At 33.0% G+C, this 24,053-nt stretch carries 20 protein-coding genes; 1 reads left to right on the top strand and 19 read right to left on the bottom strand.

What is annotated here, in order from left to right; all coding sequences use genetic code 11:
* The first annotated feature begins 85 nt into the window (after window positions 1–85).
* Window positions 86–691: a TetR/AcrR family transcriptional regulator gene (locus GMJ66_RS14075; protein ID WP_156290955.1), complete on the top strand. Its 606-nt coding sequence runs from the start codon at window positions 86–88 to the stop codon at window positions 689–691.
* Here GMJ66_RS14075 and GMJ66_RS20755 read toward each other — a convergent pair.
* The 19 genes from GMJ66_RS20755 to GMJ66_RS13985 all read right to left on the bottom strand — a co-directional run bounded on the left by GMJ66_RS20755 (window position 680) and on the right by GMJ66_RS13985 (window position 23,220).
* Window positions 680–1,507 carry an ATP-binding protein gene (locus tag GMJ66_RS20755; protein WP_231514935.1) on the bottom strand — a complete coding sequence of 276 codons (828 nt, stop codon included), beginning with the start codon at window positions 1,505–1,507 and terminating at the stop codon, window positions 680–682. The two genes, GMJ66_RS14075 and GMJ66_RS20755, sit on opposite strands and share 12 nt — an antisense overlap.
* 132 nt (window positions 1,508–1,639) lie before the next feature.
* Window positions 1,640–2,062 (bottom strand): magnesium chelatase domain-containing protein, encoded by a 423-nt coding sequence (locus GMJ66_RS20750; protein ID WP_231514934.1) that lies wholly within the window; start codon window positions 2,060–2,062, stop codon window positions 1,640–1,642.
* Window positions 2,063–2,280: 218 nt separating this feature from the next.
* Window positions 2,281–3,084 (bottom strand): 3'(2'),5'-bisphosphate nucleotidase CysQ, encoded by an 804-nt coding sequence (cysQ, locus tag GMJ66_RS14065; protein WP_156290954.1) that lies wholly within the window; start codon window positions 3,082–3,084, stop codon window positions 2,281–2,283.
* Between the two features lie 27 nt (window positions 3,085–3,111).
* Window positions 3,112–4,890: an SLC13 family permease gene (locus tag GMJ66_RS14060; protein ID WP_156290953.1), complete on the bottom strand. Its 1,779-nt coding sequence runs from the start codon at window positions 4,888–4,890 to the stop codon at window positions 3,112–3,114.
* Window positions 4,891–4,960: 70 nt separating this feature from the next.
* Window positions 4,961–6,784, bottom strand: coding sequence for an adenylyl-sulfate kinase (cysC, locus tag GMJ66_RS14055; RefSeq protein WP_156290952.1), 1,824 nt, complete (start codon window positions 6,782–6,784; stop codon window positions 4,961–4,963).
* A 1-nt stretch (window position 6,785) separates the two neighbouring features.
* The gene (gene cysD, locus GMJ66_RS14050) at window positions 6,786–7,685 is read right to left on the bottom strand and encodes a sulfate adenylyltransferase subunit CysD (RefSeq protein ID WP_156290951.1); all 900 of its coding nucleotides are present in this window, start codon (window positions 7,683–7,685) and stop codon (window positions 6,786–6,788) included.
* A gap of 615 nt (window positions 7,686–8,300) precedes the next feature.
* Window positions 8,301–9,002: a hypothetical protein gene (locus tag GMJ66_RS14045; RefSeq protein WP_156290950.1), complete on the bottom strand. Its 702-nt coding sequence runs from the start codon at window positions 9,000–9,002 to the stop codon at window positions 8,301–8,303.
* Between the two features lie 121 nt (window positions 9,003–9,123).
* Window positions 9,124–10,083, bottom strand: coding sequence for a sulfotransferase family protein (locus GMJ66_RS14040; protein WP_197046710.1), 960 nt, complete (start codon window positions 10,081–10,083; stop codon window positions 9,124–9,126).
* Window positions 10,084–10,095: 12 nt separating this feature from the next.
* Window positions 10,096–11,583 carry a flippase gene (locus GMJ66_RS14035; protein WP_156290948.1) on the bottom strand — a complete coding sequence of 496 codons (1,488 nt, stop codon included), beginning with the start codon at window positions 11,581–11,583 and terminating at the stop codon, window positions 10,096–10,098.
* A gap of 329 nt (window positions 11,584–11,912) precedes the next feature.
* Entirely contained in the window at window positions 11,913–13,010 is a 1,098-nt protein-coding gene (locus GMJ66_RS14030) for an EpsG family protein (RefSeq protein WP_156290947.1), read from the bottom strand.
* A gap of 39 nt (window positions 13,011–13,049) precedes the next feature.
* The gene (locus GMJ66_RS14025) at window positions 13,050–14,162 is read right to left on the bottom strand and encodes a glycosyltransferase family 1 protein (protein WP_156290946.1); all 1,113 of its coding nucleotides are present in this window, start codon (window positions 14,160–14,162) and stop codon (window positions 13,050–13,052) included.
* Window positions 14,163–14,213: 51 nt separating this feature from the next.
* Window positions 14,214–15,032 carry a glycosyltransferase family 2 protein gene (locus GMJ66_RS14020; protein WP_156290945.1) on the bottom strand — a complete coding sequence of 273 codons (819 nt, stop codon included), beginning with the start codon at window positions 15,030–15,032 and terminating at the stop codon, window positions 14,214–14,216.
* A gap of 239 nt (window positions 15,033–15,271) precedes the next feature.
* Window positions 15,272–17,152, bottom strand: coding sequence for an asparagine synthase (glutamine-hydrolyzing) (asnB, locus tag GMJ66_RS14015; RefSeq protein ID WP_156290944.1), 1,881 nt, complete (start codon window positions 17,150–17,152; stop codon window positions 15,272–15,274).
* A 3-nt stretch (window positions 17,153–17,155) separates the two neighbouring features.
* A complete protein-coding gene (locus tag GMJ66_RS14010) occupies window positions 17,156–18,139 on the bottom strand; it encodes an SDR family oxidoreductase (RefSeq protein WP_156290943.1) in 984 nt (327 codons plus the stop codon).
* Window position 18,140: 1 nt separating this feature from the next.
* The gene (locus tag GMJ66_RS14005) at window positions 18,141–19,523 is read right to left on the bottom strand and encodes a nucleotide sugar dehydrogenase (protein ID WP_156290942.1); all 1,383 of its coding nucleotides are present in this window, start codon (window positions 19,521–19,523) and stop codon (window positions 18,141–18,143) included.
* 1 nt (window position 19,524) lies between these two features.
* On the bottom strand, window positions 19,525–20,625 hold the full coding sequence (locus tag GMJ66_RS14000; RefSeq protein WP_156290941.1) for a glycosyltransferase family 4 protein: 1,101 nt from the start codon (window positions 20,623–20,625) through the stop codon (window positions 19,525–19,527).
* Between the two features lie 79 nt (window positions 20,626–20,704).
* Window positions 20,705–21,469, bottom strand: coding sequence for a methionyl-tRNA formyltransferase (locus GMJ66_RS13995; protein WP_197046709.1), 765 nt, complete (start codon window positions 21,467–21,469; stop codon window positions 20,705–20,707).
* Window positions 21,470–22,105 carry a sugar transferase gene (locus tag GMJ66_RS13990; protein WP_269321883.1) on the bottom strand — a complete coding sequence of 212 codons (636 nt, stop codon included), beginning with the start codon at window positions 22,103–22,105 and terminating at the stop codon, window positions 21,470–21,472.
* On the bottom strand, window positions 22,105–23,220 hold the full coding sequence (locus tag GMJ66_RS13985; protein ID WP_156290983.1) for a DegT/DnrJ/EryC1/StrS family aminotransferase: 1,116 nt from the start codon (window positions 23,218–23,220) through the stop codon (window positions 22,105–22,107). Before GMJ66_RS13985 ends, GMJ66_RS13990 begins: the two co-directional genes overlap by 1 nt.
* Between the last annotated feature and the right edge of the window lie 833 nt (window positions 23,221–24,053).

Below are 24,053 nucleotides of genomic sequence, written 5' to 3'. Positions count from 1 at the left end.
AAATTTATAATAGTCAAGTATTTTTGAAAATTGATTCCATACTTCAAAAATAATATGCTATTCTTATAAAAAGGGGGAGTATGTTATGACACGTATGACTACAAGAAAATTAAAAGCGTTAGAGACCAAGAAAGCACTTTTAGAAACTGGCCTAAACCTTTTTCACAAAAAAGGGTTTGATAATGTAACAGTGGATGAAATTGTAAAACAATGTAATGTTTCTAAAGGGGCATTTTATGTACATTTCAACAGTAAATATGATATTTTTAATGAAAAATTTAAGGATATTGATAATTTCTATTCCACATTTGAACAGAGAATCCCCAAAAATATCAAAGCGATTGACAAAATTCTTATGTTTTATGAAGCTCAGATGATCTATTTACGTGATGAATTAGGAAAAGATTTAATAAGAACTGTATATATGAATGCTATGTCACTAACAATTAACAAAAATCATTTTTTAGCTAATCCAGATAGAAAACTTTATCAAGTAATTAGATCTTTTGTTCAAGAAGGCATTGAGAATAAGGAATTTAAGGAAGGATTAACAACGGAAGAAGCATCAGTATTAATTACTAGATGTATGAGAGGCACTATCTATGATTGGATGATTATGGGGGAAAAATTTGATGTTGTACAGGAAATGATAAATTTCACATCTACTGTTTTGAACGGTTTAAAAAAATAAATGGACAGTGAAAAATTGGGGGAATTTTCTTGAATATATTTCAGAAGGGCTAAGAATGCAAGGAGGGGTTATGGGGTCTGACCCATTGGCCCGTAACCCTACCGTAAAATGGACCTCGGTGCCTGTCCCTCTGGTCCCTCGTATACTCTCAGATGTTTCATTTTCTGCAGAAGGCTCGTTCTCCAAGGTTACGGTTTCCAGTTTTAACAAAATATCCATTCGAACCTGAATCGGACCGGAAATACGATTGTTATAAGCCGTTACTTGTTTTGGCGTACATGTACAATAATAATTCCAAGACCCCATATATCCACATGGACAAGGATTCATAGCTCCTATTAGAATAAATTGTGCTGGATACGTGACCGTGGAAGCCGCACGACTAATGGTAACCTTTCCAGTTTCCATTGGTTGACGCAGCATATCTAAAGTTCTTTTTGGAAATTCTGCCATTTCATCTAGAAAAAGAACACCTCGATGTGCAAGGGATACTTCACCTGGCTTCGGATTCGTACCACCCCCAATTAATGAGACGGCAGATGCAGAATGATATGGCGACCTATAAGGGGGATCAGATGCGTTCTCATGGCTTATCCCAGCTAGTTGATAAATACTCATCACTTCAAAATGACTTTCTTGTTTCAATGGTAGCAAGATTGATGAGAAGGTTTCTGACAGTAGACTCTTTCCACAACCAGGTGGACCAACCATCAGCACATTATGTCCACCTGTAGCAGCTATTTCTAATGCTCTTTTCGCTTGTTTGTGGCCTAATACATGTTTAAAATCCTTATTATAAGTAGGTATAAGTGGCAATTGTGTAGGTTGTTGTGAGGATTTAGTAGATAATGAAAAAGCGGATAGTTGACCAGAAAATGAATCGATGGCTTCTTGAAGCGTTTCTACAAATCGTAATTCTATACCATCGATTGTTTCTACCGAAAAGTCTTATAATCTAGGTAAATACAATATCTTAAACCCTTCTTTTCTAGCAGCCATAATCGCTGGTAACATTCCTTCTACGGATTTAATGGTCCCATCAAGAGATAATACTCCTAAAAATGCAGCATGCTCTGGTATCTCATCCTTTATTTCATCCGCTTCCTTCATCACTGCAATTGCCATGGCAAGGTCAAAAATAGGGCTATTTTTCTTTTGTTCAGCAGGAGATAAATTAATAATAATCTTCCTATCTGAAATCTCACAATCATTCGCATAAAGTGCACCCATCACCCTGTCCTTCGACTCCTTCACCGACGCATCTGGCAGCCCAACGATACTTACCCCATCTCCAGGAAGCAGCTGCACTTCCACCTGAACGCGGTAGCCTTCAATACCTTTCAACCCAATACTTGAAACAACCATTGCCATTTACCTTTCTCCTGGCTATAGTGTCTGACCCCAAAACCCACTTTATTTAATTTCAAGTGTGCCTTCACTTTATTCTTGGTACTATTAAACTATAAGATTTTATTCGTATTTCCTCACATCAATAAAGAGAATGTTCACCTTGTTGCCCCATCCTCTATAGAAATTAATATGGAATACAAAGAATAGAGAATTATTTTCTTATCACCATAAAACCAAATCTATTCAAACTGCTTCTCCACCAAAAACCACCCATTCAACAACTCTTCTCGATTATAATAAAACCGTTCTCCATCAACATATCGTGTAACCTTCCCACCAGACGCTTCTACAATTGCTTGTCCAGCACCAGTATCCCATTCCATAGTAGGCGCATATCTCGGATAATAATCTGCCTTCCCTTCTGCAACGAGACAAAACTTCAATGAACTACCAGATGAAACCACTTCTACTTCACCATGTTTCTCTTTTAACTCATTGATGAATGATTCTGTTTCCGGTGACATATGAGAACGGCTTGCTACCGCACGTACTGTATCATCTCCTGTAAATGGTAGCTTAATGCTCTTTTCCTCTAGTTCCTGATCACTTCCAACAACTGCTTCAGAGGCCTTTTCTAATTTATAAGCACCTCTTTCACTTCCGTAATAAAGCACATCCAATGCTGGTGCATAAATGATTCCCAATGATGGATACTTTCCTTCTATCAAAGCAATATTAACGGTAAATTCTCCGTTTTTCTTAATAAATTCCTTCGTCCCATCTAATGGATCAATCAACCAGAATTGACTCCAGTTTTTCCGTTCCTCGAATGGAATGCTCTTTCCTTCTTCACTCAATACAGGAATGGAAGAATCCAGCTCTTTTAACCCTTGTACAATCGTATTATGTGCACGTTGATCTGCCTGTGTTAACGGGGAATCATCTTCCTTATATTCCACATCAAAATCCTGGGCATATACATCTAGAATTTCCTTTCCTGCATCAAGTGCAATCTTCATTAAGCTGCTCATTCTATTTTCCATAACGATACCACCTTCCTTGTTTAAAACTTAAAACCAAATCCATGAAACAATCGTAACTGTTGTTATCATAACAAGAAGACTGAGTGGAATACCAATTTTCATATAATCTTTAAATTTATATCCACCGGGACCATATACAATCAAATTAGTTTGATAACCAATCGGCGTGATAAAGCTTGCTGAGGCAGCGATTGCGATAACAACAGCAAATCCTACATAGGATATTCCTAAAGAGTCTGCCATCTCTATACCTATAGGCAGCATTAGTACGGCAGCTGCACTATTGGTAATTAATTCGGTAAAGATATTCGTTAAGACGTATAAAAACATTAAAATGACAACAACACCTAATGGCTTTCCGATTGATAACAAAGCTTCTGCAATTAATTGTGCTAATCCTGATTTTGTCATTACTGTACCAATTCCAAAGGCACTGGCGATGAGGAGCAAAATATTGAACTGAACGTATTTTTTTGCCTCTTCTACACGTATCACCTTAAACAGAAGCATTAAAAGTACGGATAAAGCCATTGCCTTAAACATACTTAATACTCCGAATGTTACCAGTCCAATCATCAAAATCAGTATGCCTACCGAAAACCAGCCTTTTCGAGGATTCTCTTGTAGCCTACTTGGTGCGTTTAAAGAGGAGACAACGTAAAAATCACTCGATTCCTGGTATTTCTCAATAAAATCTGAGCCGGCCAATAGTAAAAGAGTATCACCTGGTTTTAATACAATATCTCCAATTTTACTCTTAACCCGTTCATTATTTCGGTGTACAGCAAGTACTCCAGCGTCAAACCTCGACCTAAATTTGGATTCTTTAATCGACTTTGCCAACAAAGAGGATTGATGGGAAACAACGGCTTCCACTAGAAGCGTACTCCCATTTTTCAAATCATCCAATTCTAAATCAGAGCCTGTTTCCAATGTTAATCCCTTCATCTTCTGTAAATCAGCAATGGTTGATATAAGTCCCGTAAATATTAGCCGATCTCCTTCTTGAATAATGGTCGTTGATTTAACAGGAGAAATCCTTTCATCCCCACGTATAATCTCAATCAAATATAATCCCTTTAATTCTCTTAAACCTGCATCTTGCACAGATTTATTAATATTCCGAAAACCTGACTCCACTTTCATTTCGGCGATATATTCCCGAGATTCAGCCTGAATCTGATTTCGAAAACCCATTTTATCTGGAAGCAATCGATAACCAATGGTAAATAAATAGATAAAACCGATTATGGTAATGGGAACCCCAACAACTGCTAATTGGAAAAGTGAAAATCCTTCTAATCCAAGGTCAAGCAACATCCCATGTACCACCAAATTGGTCGAGGTACCTAACAAAGTTAGGGTACCACCTAGGATGGTGACATAGGAGAGTGGGATAAGAAATTTCGACGGAGCTAAATTGTTTTCCTCTGCCCACTTTTTAATCATCGGTGTAAATGTAACAACAATCGGTGTATTATTTAAAAATGCAGAAAATGCAGCAGTCGGAATGAAAAACTTTAGCATCGAACCTTTCACTGTTTTACTATCTGCTAACCACTTATATGCAAGTTGATTAATAATGCCATGCTTCTGTACAGCGCCAGCAACGATGAAAAGTAAAGCAATGGTTAGCATTCCTTCATTCGAGAACCCTTTTAGTGCTTCCTCTGTTGTTAACAATCCCGTAAGAAGGAATACAACAAGAACGGAAAATACAATTAGATCCGGCCTTGCCAGTTCCAATAATAAAGCACCAAACATGCCGATAATCATCATTGCAACAAAAATCATTTCCCAAGTCATCCCGACTACCTCCCCCTCCCACTATAAAATGGAGAAAAGCTACTACCTATTAATAGATAGTAGCTTCCCCTTAGTCTAAATATTTCACAATTTCTTTCACTACATAATCTGTCGCTTCTTCAAGCGTATATTTACTTGTATCTATCTCAATTTCCGGATTTTCCGGCACTTCATATGGGCTAGATATACCAGTAAAGTTCGGAATCTCACCAGCTCGGGCCTTTTTATAGAGACCTTTTACATCACGTTTTTCACATTCTTCAAGTGGTGTGCTCACATAGATTTCAATATATTCTTTACCAATGACCTCTCGGGCATTTTTACGATCGCTGTCATATGGTGCAATGAAGGATGTTAGAGTAATTAAGCCTGCATCATTCATCAGCTTTGCCACTTCAGCAATACGACGAATATTTTCCACACGATCACTTTCTTTAAACCCTAAGTTTTTGTTCAAGCCATGACGTACATTGTCACCATCTAGAAGCATTGTATGGTGTCCTAATGAAACTAATCGTTTTTCAACAGCATTCGCAAGTGTTGATTTGCCTGAACCCGAAAGACCTGTGAACCATAGTGTCAATGGCTTCTGTCCTTTTTGTTGGGAACGAATCTCTCTTGTAATATCCGTTTCTTGCCATACAACATTTGTTGAACGACGAAGTGAATGCTCAATTACACCACAAGCTGATGTCATATTCGACACACGGTCGATTAAAATTAATCCACCAAGTGCTTCATTATGTTCAAAGGTATCAAATACCATATTTTCTGATAGAGAAATATCACATTCTACTAGTTCATTTTTAAAGACCTTGTCAGCTGGAATATGATCTCCAGTATTAATATCAATCTTATGCTTGATTGACATCACGGTACCAGGAAGAATTTTCGTTCCTACTTTTACTAGGTAGCTCCGACCTGGCACAAGCTTCGTATCATCCATCCATAAAATCGTGGCCGTAAACATATCGGTTACTTGGATATTGCTTGACGTCGTTAACACATTCCCACGAGACACGTCCACTTCACGGTCTAATTGAATGGTTACAGGCTGTCCTACAATCGCGGAATCTGCTTCTTTATCTGCCACTAATATACTTTTTACCTTTGCTTTTTCATTACTTGGAAGCGTCGTAATCTCATCCCCTACCGATATGGTTCCTGCCTCGATTTGACCTTGGAAACCACGGAATGTGTGGTTTGGACGACTTACACGCTGAACTGGAAGAATAAAACTATCCTGTTGTTCTTTCGTGACATCCACATTTTCCAAGTATGGTAACAATGGTAAACCATCATACCAAAGTGTGTTTTCTGACTTTTTCGTAATATTATCCCCTTCAGTAGCTGAAACAGGAATCACTTGAACACTTTCAAGATTAAAACCATGCGTCATTTGAGTGAAATCCTTTTTGATTTCATCAAAACGTTTCTGATCAAAATCGATTAAATCCATTTTGTTTACTGCTAATACAAGATGCTTAATGCCCATTAAAGCACAAATACGGGCATGTCGTTTTGTCTGAGTGATTACACCTTTTGTAGCATCCACAAGAATAATCGCAAGATCTGCGAATGATGCTCCAACAGCCATGTTTCTTGTATATTCTTCATGTCCTGGTGTATCGGCAACAATAAAGGAACGATTATCAGTGGTAAAATAACGATATGCTACATCAATTGTGATCCCTTGTTCCCTCTCTGCCATTAAACCATCAAGAAGAAGAGAATAATCAATCTCTCCTCCACGACTTCCTACTTTACTATCAAGCTCTAAAGCTTGTTCTTGGTCGGCAAATAATAGTTTTGCATCATAAAGCATATGTCCAATTAATGTTGATTTTCCGTCATCTACACTTCCACACGTTATAAATTTTAATAGACTTTTCATTTTAGAAATACCCCTCTCGCTTACGTCTTTCCATACTGCCGGCAGCTTCTTGGTCAATCACTCGACTAGTTCTTTCAGATGAGGTCGCTCCAAGTGTTTCTTCGATGATTTCATCTAAAGTATCAGCCTCTGACTCAACACCACCAGTAAGAGGGTAACAACCTAATGTACGGAAGCGGACTTTCTTCATTATCACTTCTTCACCAGGTTCTAGCTTCATACGGTCATCATCCACCATCACGATATTACCATCACGATAGACAACAGGTCTTTCTTTTGCAAAGTATAAAGGCACAATCTCAATATTTTCTCTTTTAATGTATTGCCAAATATCTTTTTCTGTCCAGTTGGAAAGTGGGAAAACACGAATACTTTCGCCCTTATTAATTCTTGTGTTATATAACTTCCACATTTCAGGCTTTTGGTTTTTCGGATCCCAAGCATGGTTTTTATTACGGAAAGAGAAAATACGTTCTTTTGCACGAGACTTTTCCTCATCACGTCGACCACCACCGAAAGCAGCCGTAAATCCATGTTTATCCAATCCTTGTTTTAACGTTTGTGTCTTCATAATATCTGTATACGACGAACCATGATCAAATGGATTAATACCTTGTTCTACTGCTTCTTTATTTATTTCTTCTATCATTTCTATCCCAAGTTCTTTTGCTTTACGATCACGGAATTCAATCATTTCCTTAAACTTCCATGTCGTATTTACATGCATAAAAGGAAAAGATGGTTTCTCCGGATAAAAAGCTTTCATAGCTAAGTGCAGCATTACAGAGCTGTCCTTCCCAATTGAATAAAGCATTACAGGGTTTTCGCATTCAGCAGCTACTTCTCGAATAATATATATTGCTTCAGCCTCGAGTTGGTCAAGGTGAGTAAGTTCTTTCATTAACTGGTCCTCCTTAAGATTAAAATAATTGAAGTATGATTTCCATTAAGCTGTTCGTTATCAATCTGATAACCGGCTCTTCATCAACGCTTTTACAGGGAATACGCTTTAGTGCCATAAATTACAGCATTGTAGAGTCAGAAAAGAAGAGTGATAAAATTAAGTTAAAATCATTTAATACTTAACTTTTTATTAAAAAACTACTTAACATAAAAACAGAAACTTTCTTAAACTCTTTAAATCATTAGAATTATAGAACTTTTTGTTTGTAAAGGGTGATTCATACACCACAACTTCAATAAGCTTATCATTAACAAGCTATAACTTCTTGGATAGAAAGAAAGATTACTGAGTCCCTACTCAACGAACAAAAACTCCAACAATATTAGACTTTCTACAAACCATTTCCAACCATTTTGCTCTTACCTTGTCTTTTGGCATCCACTACAGCTGCCATTATATTTCTTGACAAAGTTCCAAACAATAATTCTAGAGTTGTTTCAATAATTAACAATTTTTAATACTTGTTTTATTCTAAATTTCAAGTAAGAACCTTTGAATAAAGAACTTTTTTTTAAAAGCTCTATCAATTTCACATGTAAACAGCATATAATCTTAATCAAAAGAGCTTTTTAATAGTTTTAATAGATCACCATTCTCTTTCATCTTTTTCACAACATTATGACCGCCATCTTCATATTTAAATAAGGTTACACCTTTAAAATTTCTCATTCTTTCAGAATGAGTCCGGTCTAACCTATGGGTAACGTCATAATATATATTATACTTTGTTTTAGTGTTTAATTTATTTTTCCCGAATACTTTTTTAAGGTCAAGGTAATCACTCTTTATTCCATTACAATGGTATATTTTTTTAACTTGTTTTCTCCAACGAAAGTCAAGATTTAACATTCTATTTTTCTTATCAATAAATGTTTGAGGTGCAAATGCGTGAACAATATCAGCTTCAAGTAAGTTCCCAAATAAAAGTGCTGAAAACCCCCCGGCAGAATTTCCAACAATAATTACTTTTTCTGGTTTAGTCTCTTGAACTTTTAACTTTAAAAAAGTGTATAAATCGTTCACATCTTTTAATGTAGTATTCTCCAAACCTCTCTGATACCAAGATTGATTAAAATCTCTAATAAACATTTTTTTCACAGGAAACTGCGAAGCTATATTAAAGAATTCAAAAACAGGTATACCTAATCCCCCTTGTATACCCCCGAATGCGATTAATAATGCTTTGCTATTACTGGTGAAGTCTATAACTACACTATCATTGTTGTCGTTTAACCTTTCATTTATATTATACATAAATTCTCTACTCCCTAATTTATCTATCAATTTTCTTGACTTTTTGCATCATGACTATAGAGTAAAAATTCTTATTACCATTAGAGAAACAAAGGTGATTATATCCCTTGTAATTGTGAAATCATTTATAACCTAGTAATTTGAGATTTTTATGAAGCATATTTTCTATGTTAACTCTTTCCTCTTCATTGAGCTGACCTTTCCACTTACCTATAGATGTAACATTTATTTTATTTTTTAAGTTACCATGATGCGGCAATTTTGTATCTCCTAATTTATTAAAATTCCTTTGAAAGTTTAGCATATTCACATTATATTCAATTTGTAAAAATTCACAAATTGACTTAATCTCATTTTCAGGATTTCTTACTAAATCTTCATACCTTACTTCCATATATCTATCAGGACTTTTGGATTTACCAAAACTCCTTGACAATTCAATACTTTTATTCCACCTACAACTCGCTTCTTCTATGTTATACAAATTAGCTTTTTTATAAGAACAAACTACATCTCGACCGTCTCTAATTATATGAATATATTTAGCTTTACTAAAAACTTTATCTATCCATTTTAAATTTAGTGTATTCAGTGGGGTTTTATCTCCCCAAATTTTAAAACCTGGAAACTTTTGTTCTGAATAAAAACAATATATTAGATCAATTATATTTGCGAGGGTTCTTTTATTACTGTCAAGGCTTAATAACCTCTTATAAATTGGATCTAAAGATATTTCCCATGTTGAAAACTGTGGGTGTGCTTCCAACTCTCCAATAATCACCTTAACTAATTCTTCCCAATTGAGAAAATTTAAACTTTGGTATTTGCGAACCATTGAACCTAAAACATATGACTCTGGTGGTATGGATATATCAGAATGACTTGTTAAAATTGCTCTTAACAATGTGTTCCCAGACCTACCAGATCCAATAATGAAGAAGGGATCACAACTTATCTTGGAGTTAGAGTTTTTTATAGGATATCTTTTAAAAACAAAGTTTTTTAATAGATTATAAGAATCATAAAGCTTATATATATAATTTGGAATTTTACTTGTATTTAATTGATATCTTGCCTTCACAATTTAGCACTCCTATTTTTTGTTAATTTTAATTAATTTCGCAATAAAATTCTTTTCATTTTGTTCTAACCCCATAACTGAGTAGACAATTAGAAAAATTACAGCAAATACAATAGAAAATAAAAATAATTTAACATACCATAAAAAATCACTAAAGTATTGCGCAAAATACACAAAAATAAAAGAAATAGAAGTAGCCAGCACTATCTTTATATAAGCAAAATTATAAGGATGAAATTTATGTTTTTTATAAACTATAACTAATCTGACTAAATTTGCAATTGCTAAAGAAATTAAAGAAGCAAAAGCGGCACCTTCAATACCATAAATCGGTATCAATGTATAATTAAGTAAAACATTTATTATCACAACTAACACATTTATATAGGCTTCATAACTAGGGTTGCCAGTCATACTAATTATATAGCCTGCAGATCCAACTCCAGCATTTACTACTTGACCAATACCTATAAGAATCAATGCTGTAGAACCTATCATATACTCACTACCGAAGGTTCTCATTATCTCCTTACTAAACAACAATATTAAACTAAAGGCTATAAGGTTTACCCCTACTATCCACTTTGTTATAGATTTGTACATATATGCTAATTTATTAAGGTCACCTTTATGATACAAAGTAGAGATAGTAGGAGCAAACACTGTATTAACAGCTATTAGAATAAAGCTACTTATAGTCCCAATTTTTAAAGCTATATCATAAATTCCCACCTGTCGCTCATTAAGAAAATAACCTATCATAAGAATATCAGCCTTCTGCCAGATTATGCTCATAAAATTTATAAATAATAACGGTAGAGAATACCTATATATTTCTTTATATTGAATAATATCCTTTAATCTTATTTTTGAAAAAAAACCCAGTCTATATATCATTAACAGTAAATATATAGTTCCAATAATAATCCCAAAGTAAAAAGATAGAACTAAACTAAATATTTTATATCCAACCAATATAGTTATTACAAATATAATTATCTTAAAAACTGGTACTATAAAATCTTGATTAAAAACAAAATACTTAATTTTCTTTACACCTTGAAAAATTCCTTGTGCAAGTTGGTTTATAGCCAAGAACACTATTAAAGGGGAAAGGAATTTAAGTAATTTTTCTAAATCAGGATTATTCAAAAATTCCCTTGCTATATATCCACTAGTTGTATATAAGAGCATTGCCATTGCTATACTTAAAAGCATTACTAAAAAAATGCTATAAGTTATCAATTTATTTCGTTCATTTTCTTCTTCAATCCTATTAAACTTAGGAATAAAGTAAACCATTCCATGCTGTAAACCCATTAAAGATAAGATTGGAAACAAAGCTATAAAGGTAAAGACATACATAAACTTTCCATAAACCTCTGCTCCTAAAAAACGAGCAGCTAAAAAGTTAAGAAGCAAACCCAAAATAAGTGCACCTATTTTACTAATAAAAACTATACCTGATAGTTTTGTTACATTAGCCAATTCTTTATTCATGCAATAACCTTCCTGTGTTAAATTAGCTTAATTCTTCTTTTTTATAAAATTTTTATTTTCTATAATGCTTATGAAGATTAAACTCAATAATAAATGGTACGTTTGAGAAATTTTTTATTTTTTCTCCGTTAAAGAACTTAATACAAACATAATACCTAGAAAAAGATTATATGAACGAAATACATGCCTAATTTTCAAAATACTAGTATGTTATTATAAGGAATTTATGTTTTAGTTAACTATGGTAATAAAGAGATGTTAAATTTAATAAATGGTTGTTAGAAGTCTATACTATATAAATAACCCTTCCTTATTAATTCAAAGTCTCTTTATTCCCAAAAGAAATAATAAGGAATAATACCTGAACCATCTGTTTCTGAAGCCTTTATATAATACAAGGAAATTAGCACGATAACCAGACCTTTAACAAAACCTCTTATTGACCGAGTTTCAAGTGGAGTCATGTTAATTGGCATTTTGTCTATATTAGTTAATATATGGGGTATATATAATATTAAAAATATTAAGTAATACATATTTAACCTTGTAAAAAGATAAGAAAATGAACTTAGCATTTGAATCAAAAATGATATAATAATTATATTTATTAATACTCTATTTTCCTTATCTTTATATTTCATAGGATTATATACAAATAGGCCCATTAAAATAATTAGTAATAGTAAAATAGCCACCCCACCAATATCACCTACACTGTCGTATTTATTAAGTATTAACGTTGCATTTTCATCATAATAAAATTTTGTCATTAATTCCCCTATAGGAAATCTGAAAATATATACAAGAATATAAAACCCTAATAATGACAGAAAATAATACTTTGAAAAATTCACTTGTGCAACAAAATACATTGGTAAGAATACTATTGCTGATGAATGGAATGACACAGCTAAAATTAGTATAACAAGAAATTTAAATAAATTTTTATTAAGAATATATTTATAAGATAAAAGGACAATAATCATTGCTATAGTCTGTCGTGTTCCTGTGAAAGAAAAAGCATAGTATCCCATTCCTATAAATAATAAATAACTAAAAAAATAACCTGTCGAATTCCTATAAATAAATAAACCTAACGGTATAAATGTGAATAACGCTACAAACAAAAGCCAAATATGAAAATCCTCTGTAAATAGCAAAGTTACCTTTTGAAGTAATTTAAAACCAAAGTCAGTATCTATTAACAAAAAGTCTCTAAAGCTATAACTTTCTTTAATCCTTAAATAGATGCTGTAATATCTATTAGTATCATTTCCAATATTTAAACTTCTTAGTCCATTGAACACTATCAACTGAATTGAAGTTATAAGTATAAAAAGTTTTTTGGATAAATTTGTTCTTATTATTAATAAAAAAAAGAAGCCATTTACTAAAATTAAAATAAGATTTAACTCTAGTACATTCATAATATTCTCCTATACAATAACTTTTTGTTAAAAACACAGTTAATTATTAGTTGGTACATATATGGTTTTCACCTTTTGGATAACACCTTCTATATCATATCCACTTAAACTGATTTCTTTTAAAGTATTCATTCTTCCATAACCATTATTATAATTTAATACTTTTTCTGCCCATTCCGTTGCATTCTTTGATAGTGGAACTCTATTTATTAAATTAGTTATTTCAACTTCTTGAGGTATGGCATCTGATATAATGCACTGCAGACCAGCTGCTTGAGCTTCAATTAAAGCTATCCCTAACCCCTCATATTTGGATGGAAAAAGGAAAACATCCATTCCCTGTAGTAAACGATTAACATCATTTCTAGCTCCCAAAAAAAGTACATCATTTTTCAAGTTATAATTCTTCACTTTTCTTTCTAAGTTGTTTTTTATAGCCCCATCTCCTACTAACAATAATTTGGAGTTTGTGTTCTTTTCTTTTACCTCTTTAAATATATCTAAGATAAAGTCTTGATTTTTAACATCACATAACCGTCCTACATGACCAATCACAAACATCCCACTTATGTTAAGTTCAGATCTAACTTCATTTCTTACTTTTTCACTATAAACATATTTTTTTGAATCTATCGCGTTGTTCCAGATATCCCCTTTTTCACTAAAGCTCTCTTCACCAAACAAGTAATTACCTGCAGCTTTACTACACGCTAGTAAATGAGTTGAATAATTTCGTATATAATATCTCATTAACCCCATATAAAACTTTTTGATTAAAGATGATTTCTCATTAAACCTTGCGCTATGTGCATGAGATATACGCTTTGGTACCTTTTCTATATATGCAGCTTTTAAGATAAAGCCAGAATTAAATAAAGGGTGTGAATGGACTATATCATAAGGTCCATATTCTCTAATTACATTTCTCACATTTCTAGTGAATTTTAAATAACCATTTTTCGGGGCAGGAATTCGTATAATCCTTCCCCCTAACTCCTTAACTTTATTTTCAAGTTCTCCAACTGTATCTCCATAAACTAAATAATCAACTTTTAATTGATCTTGATTATATTTTTGAAAGTTAACTGTAACAACTTCTGCCCCACCTATTCTTAATGAGCCTATAACTTGTAATATTTTTATTTTTTTCATCGATATCTGTTCACCTTCTTTTATGTCTTTCTAACATAAAATTTACTATTTTTAATTAAAATTAAAAAGTTTTATTAACCTCCTTAAACTTATTCTAATATTTTCAGGAAAAAGTCCATAAATGAAACTAACCATTGGCACCAAATAAAATAAAGCATTTTTATTTAATACTCCTACTGCAGTATACTGAACCTTACACGCATTAATTAAGTACCTTATCCTTTTTTTATTCTCAAAAGATTGGTTTTTGTGTATTCTTTTTGAGGTTAATTTTAACGGTATATTACATATATTCATAGAATTACTTGCAAACCTTACCCATAGCTCATAATCAAGCTGACTTTTTCTATCACTATCATATTTACCAATTTTTATCAAATTTCTTTTTCTCATCATTACAGAACTATGAGATATTGGATTATTAAAGATTAAATTACTTGTAACATTTTTTAGAGTCATATTATTTGTATCGTAACATTTCCAATTCGGTTTTTCTTCATCAAAAATCAATAATCCATTCGATGCAACTACCGTGCATTCTGAATTCGAATCTAAAACTGCTACTTGAATTTCAAGCCTCTGTGGATGGCTAGGGTCATCTGCATCAATATTTGCTATATATTCTCCTTTTGCAGAATCTATAGCAAGATTTAGAGCATTACCCCTACCAATACTAGGACTTGATATAATATTAAACCTGCTATCATTACCTACATATATTTTAATTATATTTAAAGTATTATCTGTTGAACCATCATCAACTATGACCATTTCCCAATCTTCAAAAGTTTGTTTTATAATACTTTCTACTGTTTCTATTATAAATAATCCTCCGTTTTTCACAGTGCAAATTACTGAAACCTTTGGCATAAATACCCTCCTTTCTTTTTGGTAACATACTGCCTATTATAGTCCTGGAAGCTTAACTACCTTTGATAATAAATTATTTCTAATAAATTCTGAAAGTTTATTATTGATTCACTTACCATTTAGATTGAATAAAATGAAAAAAGGGACAAATACTTATCTTAGCTTTTCTTTAAATTTTTAGTTCTCTTGAACTTTTCTAGCCCTTATCAAAAAACTTTCTTAATTAAAATTATTTAAATTTAATTAAAATACTTCATATACCAACTTTGGAAAACATATAAAACCCATAATTCACTTGATCTATTTTTAGATAAAGAAAAATGCTCATTTAATATTTTTTGAATATAATCATAATCAAAAATACCTTGAGCTTCAATGAAATCTTTATTTAAACAAGAAAGGAGCTCTTCTTTTAACTCATTTTGAAACCATTTACCAATGGGTACACCAAATCCGCTTTTTGAGGCGTATAATAATTCTTTTGGTATAAGATCTTTAAAGGTCTCTTTTAGAATAATTTTAGTATTTTTAGAATTTATTTTGTACATACTTGGTATTTTTGCAGCCAATTCTATTACATCTTTGTGCAACATTGGAACCCGTGTTTCAAGAGATGATAACATACTAGCTCTGTCTACTTTTGGAAGCATGTCCCCTTCAAGTACTACTTTAAAATCTGTATACAATGCACGTGACAATTCATCATCTGTCTCATTTTGCATATAATAATCTTGAATAAAATTAAGGTGATCTGATTTATGAATGTAATCCTTTAAAACGTGAGTAAGCTCTCCTTTTTTAAACCCTAAACACATAAGGTTTTTTCGTTGTTCAAAAATACTATTATCAGCATTATCTATAACCTTTCTTGCCTTTCTAATAATGGATGTATTGTCAGGTAAAGCATAAACAGCTTTTTTTATAATGTTCTTTTGTACCCATTTTGGAATTTTATTGTATTTTTCTGAGTAATATCCAATTAAATATTTGCTATAACCTCCAAATAATTCATCGCCAGAGTCACCAGTTAAAACGGTTTTAACATACTTGCTAGCATATTTTGAAACCATATATGTGGGTATATATGAAGAATCAGCAAAAGGTTCATCAATGTTATTAAGAATTTTATCAAGTTCCGGGAGAGCATCTTCATATTTCAAGTAAAAGACATGATGCTTCGTCTTATGAAGGTCCGATGATAGTTTTGCTCTGTTGCTTTCATCAAATTGTTTATCTTTGTAACCAATAGTAAAAGTATCAATAGGTTTATCTGAAATTTGAGAGACAATACCTGTAATAATTGTAGAATCAATACCACCACTAAGAAAAGTTCCAACCGGAACGTCTGAAACCATACATTGTTCTACAGCATTAAATAATGTATTTCTAAGCTCCTTTTTACACTCTTCGTAGTCAGTTATTAATTTATCATCATTATATTTAACATCCCAGTATTGCTTAATTTCTATGGTTTCTCTGCAATCAATAACCATATAATGGCCAGGCATCAATTTGTATACATTCTCAAAAATAGTAAGTGGTGCTGGAATATAAGTAAGCTGTAAATATTGCTCAAGCGCTGCTCTATCTATTTTTTTATTAATAATTCCTGTGTCAACTAAACTTTTTAACTCAGATGCAAAGAGAAACATTTCTGAATTTTTATAATAATATAACGGCTTTTCACCAGCCCTATCCCTTACAATGGTCACCTTCTCATTCTCTAAGTCATATATGGCAAAGGCAAACATGCCTTTCAACTTATTGAAACTTTCAACTCCGTATTCCTCATAGCAATGTAGAGCGACCTCTGTGTCGCTTGTTGTATAAAATTTATGACCTTTTGACAACAAGTCTTGCTTTAATGATTTATAATTATATATCTCACCATTAAAAACAATAACTAAAGATTTAGATTCGTTAAAAATTGGTTGTTTTCCATTTTCTAAATCTATAATTGATAATCTTCTCATTCCTAATCCAATATTTTCACGAACAAATACTCCATTGTCATCAGGACCACGGTGTATTATTCTATTATTCATTTTAGAAATAATAGTACTAATCTGCTCAGTTTTATACGTTCCTGTATATTGAAACAATCCGTTTATTCCACACATATTTTAAGCACTCCTCAAGCTCTCCTGATACCAATTAATTGCTTCAGTAATACCTCTCTCAAAGTTCCATTCTGGATCATATCCAAGTAATGCTTTTGCTTTTCCTATGTCTGCATTACTATGTTTTATATCACCTTTACGCTCAGGTCCAAATATAGGCTTTATACCTTTTCCTAATGCATTACATAATCCATTATAGATATCAACCAAGTATTCTCTGCCTCCATAAGCAATATTATAAACTTCTCCTGCTGCTTCACTAGATGCCTTGCAAGCTTTCAAGTTAGCCTCAATAACATTTTCAATATAAGTAAAATCACGACTTTGCTTACCATCACCGTTTATAGTTGGTATTTCATCATTTAACAATTGTTTTATGAACTTAGGAATTACTGCAGCATATGCACCATCCGGATTTTGTCTTCTCCCAAAGACATTAAAATATCTTAAACCATAGGTATCAAGGTTGTACAATTTTGTATAAAGTTTTCCATACCCTTCATCCACTTTTTTGGTAAGTGCATATGGCGATAATACATTCCCCTCTCTCCCTTCTTGTTTTGGAAGATTTGGTTCATCACCATATACAGATGAGCTTGAAGCATACACAAACTTTTTAACCCCATTTTGCCTTGCAGCCTCCATCATATTTAAGGTTCCTCTAATATTAACCTCTTCATAAAATAATGGCATTTCAATACTTCTAGGTACGCTCCCCCATGCGGCTTGATGCAAAACATAATCTACACCCTCACAAGCTCCTACACATGTATCATGGTCAATTATGGTTCCCTCAATAAATTCATAATTTGGATGCCTCGAAAATTCTTCTACATTCTCTTGCTTACCGGTTGAGAAGTCATCAAGACCTCTTACTTTATATCCTAATTGAAGTATTGCCTCAACCAAATTAGATCCAATAAAACCAGCTGCTCCAGTTACTAAGAATCTAGAACCCTCTGGAAATGTTAAATTTTCATATCCCATTTTATAGCCTCCAATATTTAAATCCTGTCTGCTCAGCTTCTTTTCTATTAAACATTCCTTTTATATCTATTAATATAAAATCACTTTCTTCTGTATTCTCTTCAGTTTCAGATGTTGCAGCGACTTCCTTCATGGCTTCTAAATTTAATAACCCTGTTGGTCCATAAATCACCTTTAAATCATTTAAGCTTAGTGATTTAAACTCTTCATGTGGCACTGCAAATATAACAGCATCCATTTCTTTTAGTTCTTCAATACTGCATAACCTTATTCTGTATTCATGCCATAATTCTTCTTTATCAGCTACCGGATCTACAACCTTCACTTCTACACCATATTCTTCTAGCTCTTTAATTACATCAACCACTTTTGTATTTCTAACATCAGGACAATTTTCTTTAAATGTTACACCAAAGATAACTACTTTTGCCCCATTAATCTGTTTATTAGCCTTAATCATTTGTTTTACAGTACTCTCTGCAACATATTTACCCATATCATCATTTATTTTCCTTCCAGAGAGTATAATCTGAGAGTAGTATCCCATTTGTTCAGCTTTATATGTTAGGTAATATGGATCTACACCTATACAATGACCACCTACTAGTCCTGGGTCGAATTTCAGAAAATTCCATTTTGTACCCGCTGCTTCAAGTACAGCTTTAGTATCAATGTCCATTTTATTAAAAATTATTGAGAGCTCATTCATAAATGCAATGTTTATATCACGTTGAGCATTCTCGATAACTTTGGCAGCCTCAGCTACTTTTATACTCTCTGCTTTATATACTCCAACATCTACAACTAACTCATAAACTTTTGCAATAATATCTAATGTTTCACTATCCATACCTGAAACCACTTTAATAATAGTTTCTAATCTATGTTCTTTATCTCCTGGATTAATTCTTTCTGGAGAATAGCCCACTTTAAAATCTATTCCACACTTTAATCCTGATTCTCTTTCTAAAATTGGCACACAAATTTCTTCTGTAACACCTGGATAAACTGTAGATTCAAAGACAACAATAGAACCCTTAGTCAAATTTCCACCTAATGTTCGGCTAGCTGTTTTTACCGGGGTTAAATCTGGAGTACGATCTTCTCTAACTGGTGTTGGTACTGCTACAATATGGAACTTCGCTTCTCTAAGTCTTGATTCATCTGAAGTAAAATCTACAGTAGTATTCTTTATTACTTCATTACCAACTTCTTTAGTTGGATCTATACCACTCTTATATAGTTCTATTTTTTCTTTATGAATATCAAAACCCATTACATTAATTTTTTTTGCAAAGGCAACTGCTATTGGCATTCCAACATATCCCAGACCTACTATTGAGATTTTTTCTACGCGTTTGACAATCCTTTCATATAAGTTCATTCTAGTTCTCCTTATCTTTTACTTTATGAATTTCATCCATATAAGCATTGATTACAATCTTTCTATCGAATTCATTTTCCATCTTTCTACGTCCAGCAATCCCCATTGCTTTTTTTTGTTCGTAAGGTAATCTAATAAAATTTAAAATTGCATTAGTTAAACTTTCAACATTTCTAGCTTTAAAGCCAAGACCACTTTGTCCATCCTCATATGTTTCCAAGCACCCTGGTACTTTTGAGGCTAATACAGGACGACCTGTTGCTGCTGACTCTAGCAATACATTTGCTGTACCTTCATGATAAGAAGGGAGGATCGTTGCGTGAGAATCCTTAATGTATGAGTGTACATCTTCCTGTTGTCCAAGTTGCTTAATAACGCCTTTTTTCTCAAACTCCTCTAACTTCTGTTTATAATTTTCTTCAGAAAAGCCAATTAGATTAAAATTAACATTAGGGTGTTTTTCTTTTACGATTTTCGCCGCTTGGAGCAGCTCATCTATTCCTTTAGCTTTCATTATCCGCCCTATGAACAGAAATCTAATGTTCCCATCATTTATAGGATATTCCTCAAACTTATGCTGTTTAAGGTTCACACCTGATCCAGGTATTAACTTCGTTTTATTCTTACACAAATTATTATCAGTAAAAAATTTCATATTTGATTCATTTTGAAAAAAAACACAAGACGCTTTTCCTAATCCTATTTTATATAGTAGTTTTGTCAGCCTTTGAATCAACCCTTTATTTTCAACAGAAGTACCTAGTCCTGTAATATTTACTATATAAGGAGCCTTAGTAATTCCACATGCAATTCCACCATATACATTTGGTTTAATAGTATACGTGAGCACTATATCAGGTTTAATTCCCTTAATAACTTTTATATAATGAAACAAAAGCTTAAGGTCTTTTAATGGATTAGTTCCTCGTCTATCTAAATGGGTATCTATAAATTTACATCCTAGCTTTTGTAACTTTGGCACATATTGATCTTTGGGCAAAGAAATATAAACCTCATTTTTATTATTTATTAGTTCTTCTAAGAGTTCTTTTCTAAAGTTATATAAACCCATACCAAAATTAGCTAAAACTAAAATTTTCATTTAAGACTCTCCTCGTTGAAACTCTTCTTCTGTAACAAAACAATTTCAATTTGATAAATAAAGTGAATTCTCTCTTTTACTAAGCATTTGAAGTACTATCCTTATCTTTTAACTGTTTAAGGATAAATTCATTTATTAAGGTGTATTTCTCTCCTTTAACCTCAATATACGCTCCGTTATAAGGCGGAAACCAAAATGCCCTAATCTTTAAATCAATGTCATCTTCTTCCATATTAATTTTCTTCATTTCTTCCATTTCAGATCTGGATATATATACACCTTGATTATTTTCTTGTTTTATAGATTCAAGTCTACCATTGGACATTACATCTAAAATAACACTTTTAAATAGTTCAACTTGAATTTCTTGAGTCTTCTTTTCTAGAGTTGCTGCAGTTTCAATCCGATAGTCAAAATTAAACTTAAAAGTACGGATAATATTTCCGGTGTCGATTTCACTATCCACATAATGAGCAGTAGCTCCCCATTCATTAAGCTTATTTAAGATAGCTATATTATACCCAGCTGTACCTCTCCAATCAGGTAGAATAGCTGGATGGAAATTAATACAGCCATATTTCGGGCCGCTAATTAATGGCTCTTTAATCTTTCTCCAAAATAAATAAGAAACTACTAAATCGATATTATGGTTCGATTCATTAAGAATTTCTTCAGCTTCTTCCATAGAAATCACAGGTATCTTTAGTTCAGATGCTTTTTGGGCTGTTGGAGAATTTGAAAAGTGTGAATCCGTTACAACAGCCACTATTTCAATCCCCTGAGACATTGTCCATTCTAATAATTCTGCAGAATATTTCTTTCTTCCCATAAAAATAATTCTCATTTACATATCCTCCGAGTTCCTTGTAAAGTATTGGACTGTTGCTTGTTCTTCTTGATTAATACCTTCTCTAACAAAAACTTTTTTTATAGTTAGGAATATAATCTTCCAATCGCTAGTAAAGCTAACACTATCCACATATTCCACATCTAGATTAAACTTCTCTTCCCAACTAATAGCATTCCTACCGTTTACCTGAGCTAAACCAGATAAACCTGGTCTAACATCATGGCGTCGTTTTTGATGCTCATTATAGAGAGGTAGATACTGAACCAACAATGGTCTAGGACCAATAATTGACATATCTCCTTTAAGAATATTAAAAAGTTCTGGGAGTTCATCAAGCGACGTGGAACGCAAAAATCTTCCAAACTTCGTTAACCGAACACTGTCAGGAAGCAACTCCCCATTCTCATCCCTTTCATCAGTCATTGATCTAAATTTATACATCATAAAAGTCTTCTCATTAAGCCCAGGTCTTTTTTGTTTAAACAGTACCGGACTACCTAACTTAACTCTGACGAGAAAAGCTACTGTTATAAAAACTGGACTAAGCACAATAATTGCTATCAAAGAAAGTATGAAATCCATTAGCCTTTTTATATAACTTTTATAAATACCGCCTTTAGAATTATTCATTACTTCAACCACAACCCTTTAATAATCGTTACAACTCTTCCCAAATCTTCATCTGTCATTTTCGTATCAGATGGCAAACACACACCATTCTCAAATAACTTTTCAGAAATATCTGTACCAACAAAGTCATATTTCTCAAAGTACGGCTGCAAATGCATTGGCTTCCAGATTGGCCTTGATTCAATATTCTCTTTTTCAAGAGCTCCCATAACGTCAATTGGTCTAACCTTCCCTCTTAGTGTCAAAGAACTCAACCAATAGTTTGGTTCATCCCAATCATTAACAGGCATGAAGTCAACTCCATCAAGGTTACCAAGTTCTCTCTTATAAAATTCAAAGATATATCTTTTCTTCTCTACTCTTTGATTCAAAACCTTGAGCTGACCTCTTCCAATCCCAGCTACAACATTACTCATACGATAGTTAAAACCTAATTCGCTATGCTGATAGTACCTAGCTTGATCTCTGGACTGAGTTGCCCAGAATCTTACCTTAGCAACTTTTTCTTCATTATTAGAAACTAGCATTCCACCACCAGAAGTAGTGATAATCTTATTTCCATTAAAAGAGAAGATGCCGTAATCTCCAAAAGTCCCTGTATGCTTACCTTTATAGTAAGTACCTAAAGACTCAGCAGCATCTTCTATAACCGCAACATTATGTTTCTTACAGACCTCCATTATCTTATCCATATCTGCGGATAAGCCATATAAATGTACAACAATGACTGCCTTTACTTCTGGGTACTTTTCAAATGCTTCTTCTAATGCTTTTGGGCTCATATTCCACGTTTCATAATCGCTATCTATAAAAACCGGAATAGCATTTTGATAAATAATTGGGTTGGCGGTTGCTGAGAATGTTAGTGTTGGACAAAACACGATATCACCTTCTCCAACTCCTGCAGCTCTCAATGCTAAGTGAATAGCTGCGGTACCAGAAGAAAGTGCTGCTGCAGCTTTAGAGCCAACTTTTTCTGCTAGTTCTCTTTCAAATCCATTTACGTTTTCTCCAAGAGGTGCGATCCAGTTTGTATCAAATGCTTCCTTTACATATTCCATTTCATAACCTTCATCACTCATATGGGGTGATGAAAGAAAAACTCTTTCGTTCATTTTTGTTGTCTCCATCCTATAGACTTCCTTCCATCGTTAAGTTAATATTTTAGTAGATTAGGACTTCCTTGGAATCTTCAAAATAACTATTACTCCAACCAACTACTAAACCACTAAAATTGTTATCTACTACTAATAGCCACCTCGTAATATCTATTCAATCTACCAAGTAAATACGAAATAGATGTTCTTGCATTTATCATCCTAAACCATGTTTCTTCCTATCATATATACCATTCAATCAATCTATATTTCTCACTAAAAACGCCTCAAACCCTTATCCCGAAAGGTTTCCAATTTTCTACCTAACTACGATAGTCAGTTACCCAACACCATTCAATCACAATTCAAAATGGGAAACCGATGTATAACACGATTCATAACCATTCTCATCTAACCTACAAAAATGATAAAAACGGAACCTCTTCTTCCTCCTCGTGCTCATCACCAACAGAATGCTTACTACAACGAACAGATCCATCCACATAACTTACAGCACCCCTCGCCTCAACACTAAAAATAGAATTGCACATAACCTTTTAATCATACAGCTACCAATATTAAAGAGATAATTAATAAAACAGGGCATCCAACCCCACCTCACGCCACACTACTGACAACAAGTGTCTAAGGTCTATTTCAACCCACAGCACAGCCGAGTACCTCCATTGATAAAGGTAAGGAGACATCACCTATAAATTTTAAATCCATAAGCTCGAAGAGAGAAATTACTCTCATACGAACCTAAAAACAGAAGTTCGAAGAACGTCAAAACGAATCTCCAATAATAGTATTTTTACATGAAGCCAAAATTCGACACCCCTCTACAACCA

It is taken from the genome of Oceanobacillus salinisoli (assembly GCF_009733865.1).
In the GTDB taxonomy this organism is placed as follows: Bacteria; Bacillota; Bacilli; order Bacillales; family Amphibacillaceae; genus Oceanobacillus; species Oceanobacillus salinisoli.
This window is presented reverse-complemented; position numbering and strand designations above follow the sequence as displayed.

What these genes read in the sequence shown, in the direction of transcription:
- GMJ66_RS14075 (WP_156290955.1), top strand. Translation starts at nt 86, where the DNA reads ATGACACGTATGACTACAAGAAAATTAAAAGCGTTAGAGACCAAGAAA.
- GMJ66_RS20750 (WP_231514934.1), bottom strand. Translation starts at nt 2,062, where the DNA reads ATGGCAATGGTTGTTTCAAGTATTGGGTTGAAAGGTATTGAAGGCTAC.
- cysQ (WP_156290954.1), bottom strand. Translation starts at nt 3,084, where the DNA reads ATGGAAAATAGAATGAGCAGCTTAATGAAGATTGCACTTGATGCAGGA.
- GMJ66_RS14060 (WP_156290953.1), bottom strand. Translation starts at nt 4,890, where the DNA reads ATGACTTGGGAAATGATTTTTGTTGCAATGATGATTATCGGCATGTTT.
- cysC (WP_156290952.1), bottom strand. Translation starts at nt 6,784, where the DNA reads ATGAAAAGTCTATTAAAATTTATAACGTGTGGAAGTGTAGATGACGGA.
- cysD (WP_156290951.1), bottom strand. Translation starts at nt 7,685, where the DNA reads ATGAAAGAACTTACTCACCTTGACCAACTCGAGGCTGAAGCAATATAT.
- GMJ66_RS14045 (WP_156290950.1), bottom strand. Translation starts at nt 9,002, where the DNA reads ATGTATAATATAAATGAAAGGTTAAACGACAACAATGATAGTGTAGTT.
- GMJ66_RS14035 (WP_156290948.1), bottom strand. Translation starts at nt 11,583, where the DNA reads ATGAATAAAGAATTGGCTAATGTAACAAAACTATCAGGTATAGTTTTT.
- GMJ66_RS14030 (WP_156290947.1), bottom strand. Translation starts at nt 13,010, where the DNA reads ATGAATGTACTAGAGTTAAATCTTATTTTAATTTTAGTAAATGGCTTC.
- GMJ66_RS14025 (WP_156290946.1), bottom strand. Translation starts at nt 14,162, where the DNA reads ATGAAAAAAATAAAAATATTACAAGTTATAGGCTCATTAAGAATAGGT.
- GMJ66_RS14020 (WP_156290945.1), bottom strand. Translation starts at nt 15,032, where the DNA reads ATGCCAAAGGTTTCAGTAATTTGCACTGTGAAAAACGGAGGATTATTT.
- asnB (WP_156290944.1), bottom strand. Translation starts at nt 17,152, where the DNA reads ATGTGTGGAATAAACGGATTGTTTCAATATACAGGAACGTATAAAACT.
- GMJ66_RS14010 (WP_156290943.1), bottom strand. Translation starts at nt 18,139, where the DNA reads ATGGGATATGAAAATTTAACATTTCCAGAGGGTTCTAGATTCTTAGTA.
- GMJ66_RS14005 (WP_156290942.1), bottom strand. Translation starts at nt 19,523, where the DNA reads ATGAACTTATATGAAAGGATTGTCAAACGCGTAGAAAAAATCTCAATA.
- GMJ66_RS14000 (WP_156290941.1), bottom strand. Translation starts at nt 20,625, where the DNA reads ATGAAAATTTTAGTTTTAGCTAATTTTGGTATGGGTTTATATAACTTT.
- GMJ66_RS13995 (WP_197046709.1), bottom strand. Translation starts at nt 21,469, where the DNA reads ATGAGAATTATTTTTATGGGAAGAAAGAAATATTCTGCAGAATTATTA.
- GMJ66_RS13990 (WP_269321883.1), bottom strand. Translation starts at nt 22,105, where the DNA reads ATGAATAATTCTAAAGGCGGTATTTATAAAAGTTATATAAAAAGGCTA.
- GMJ66_RS13985 (WP_156290983.1), bottom strand. Translation starts at nt 23,220, where the DNA reads ATGAACGAAAGAGTTTTTCTTTCATCACCCCATATGAGTGATGAAGGT.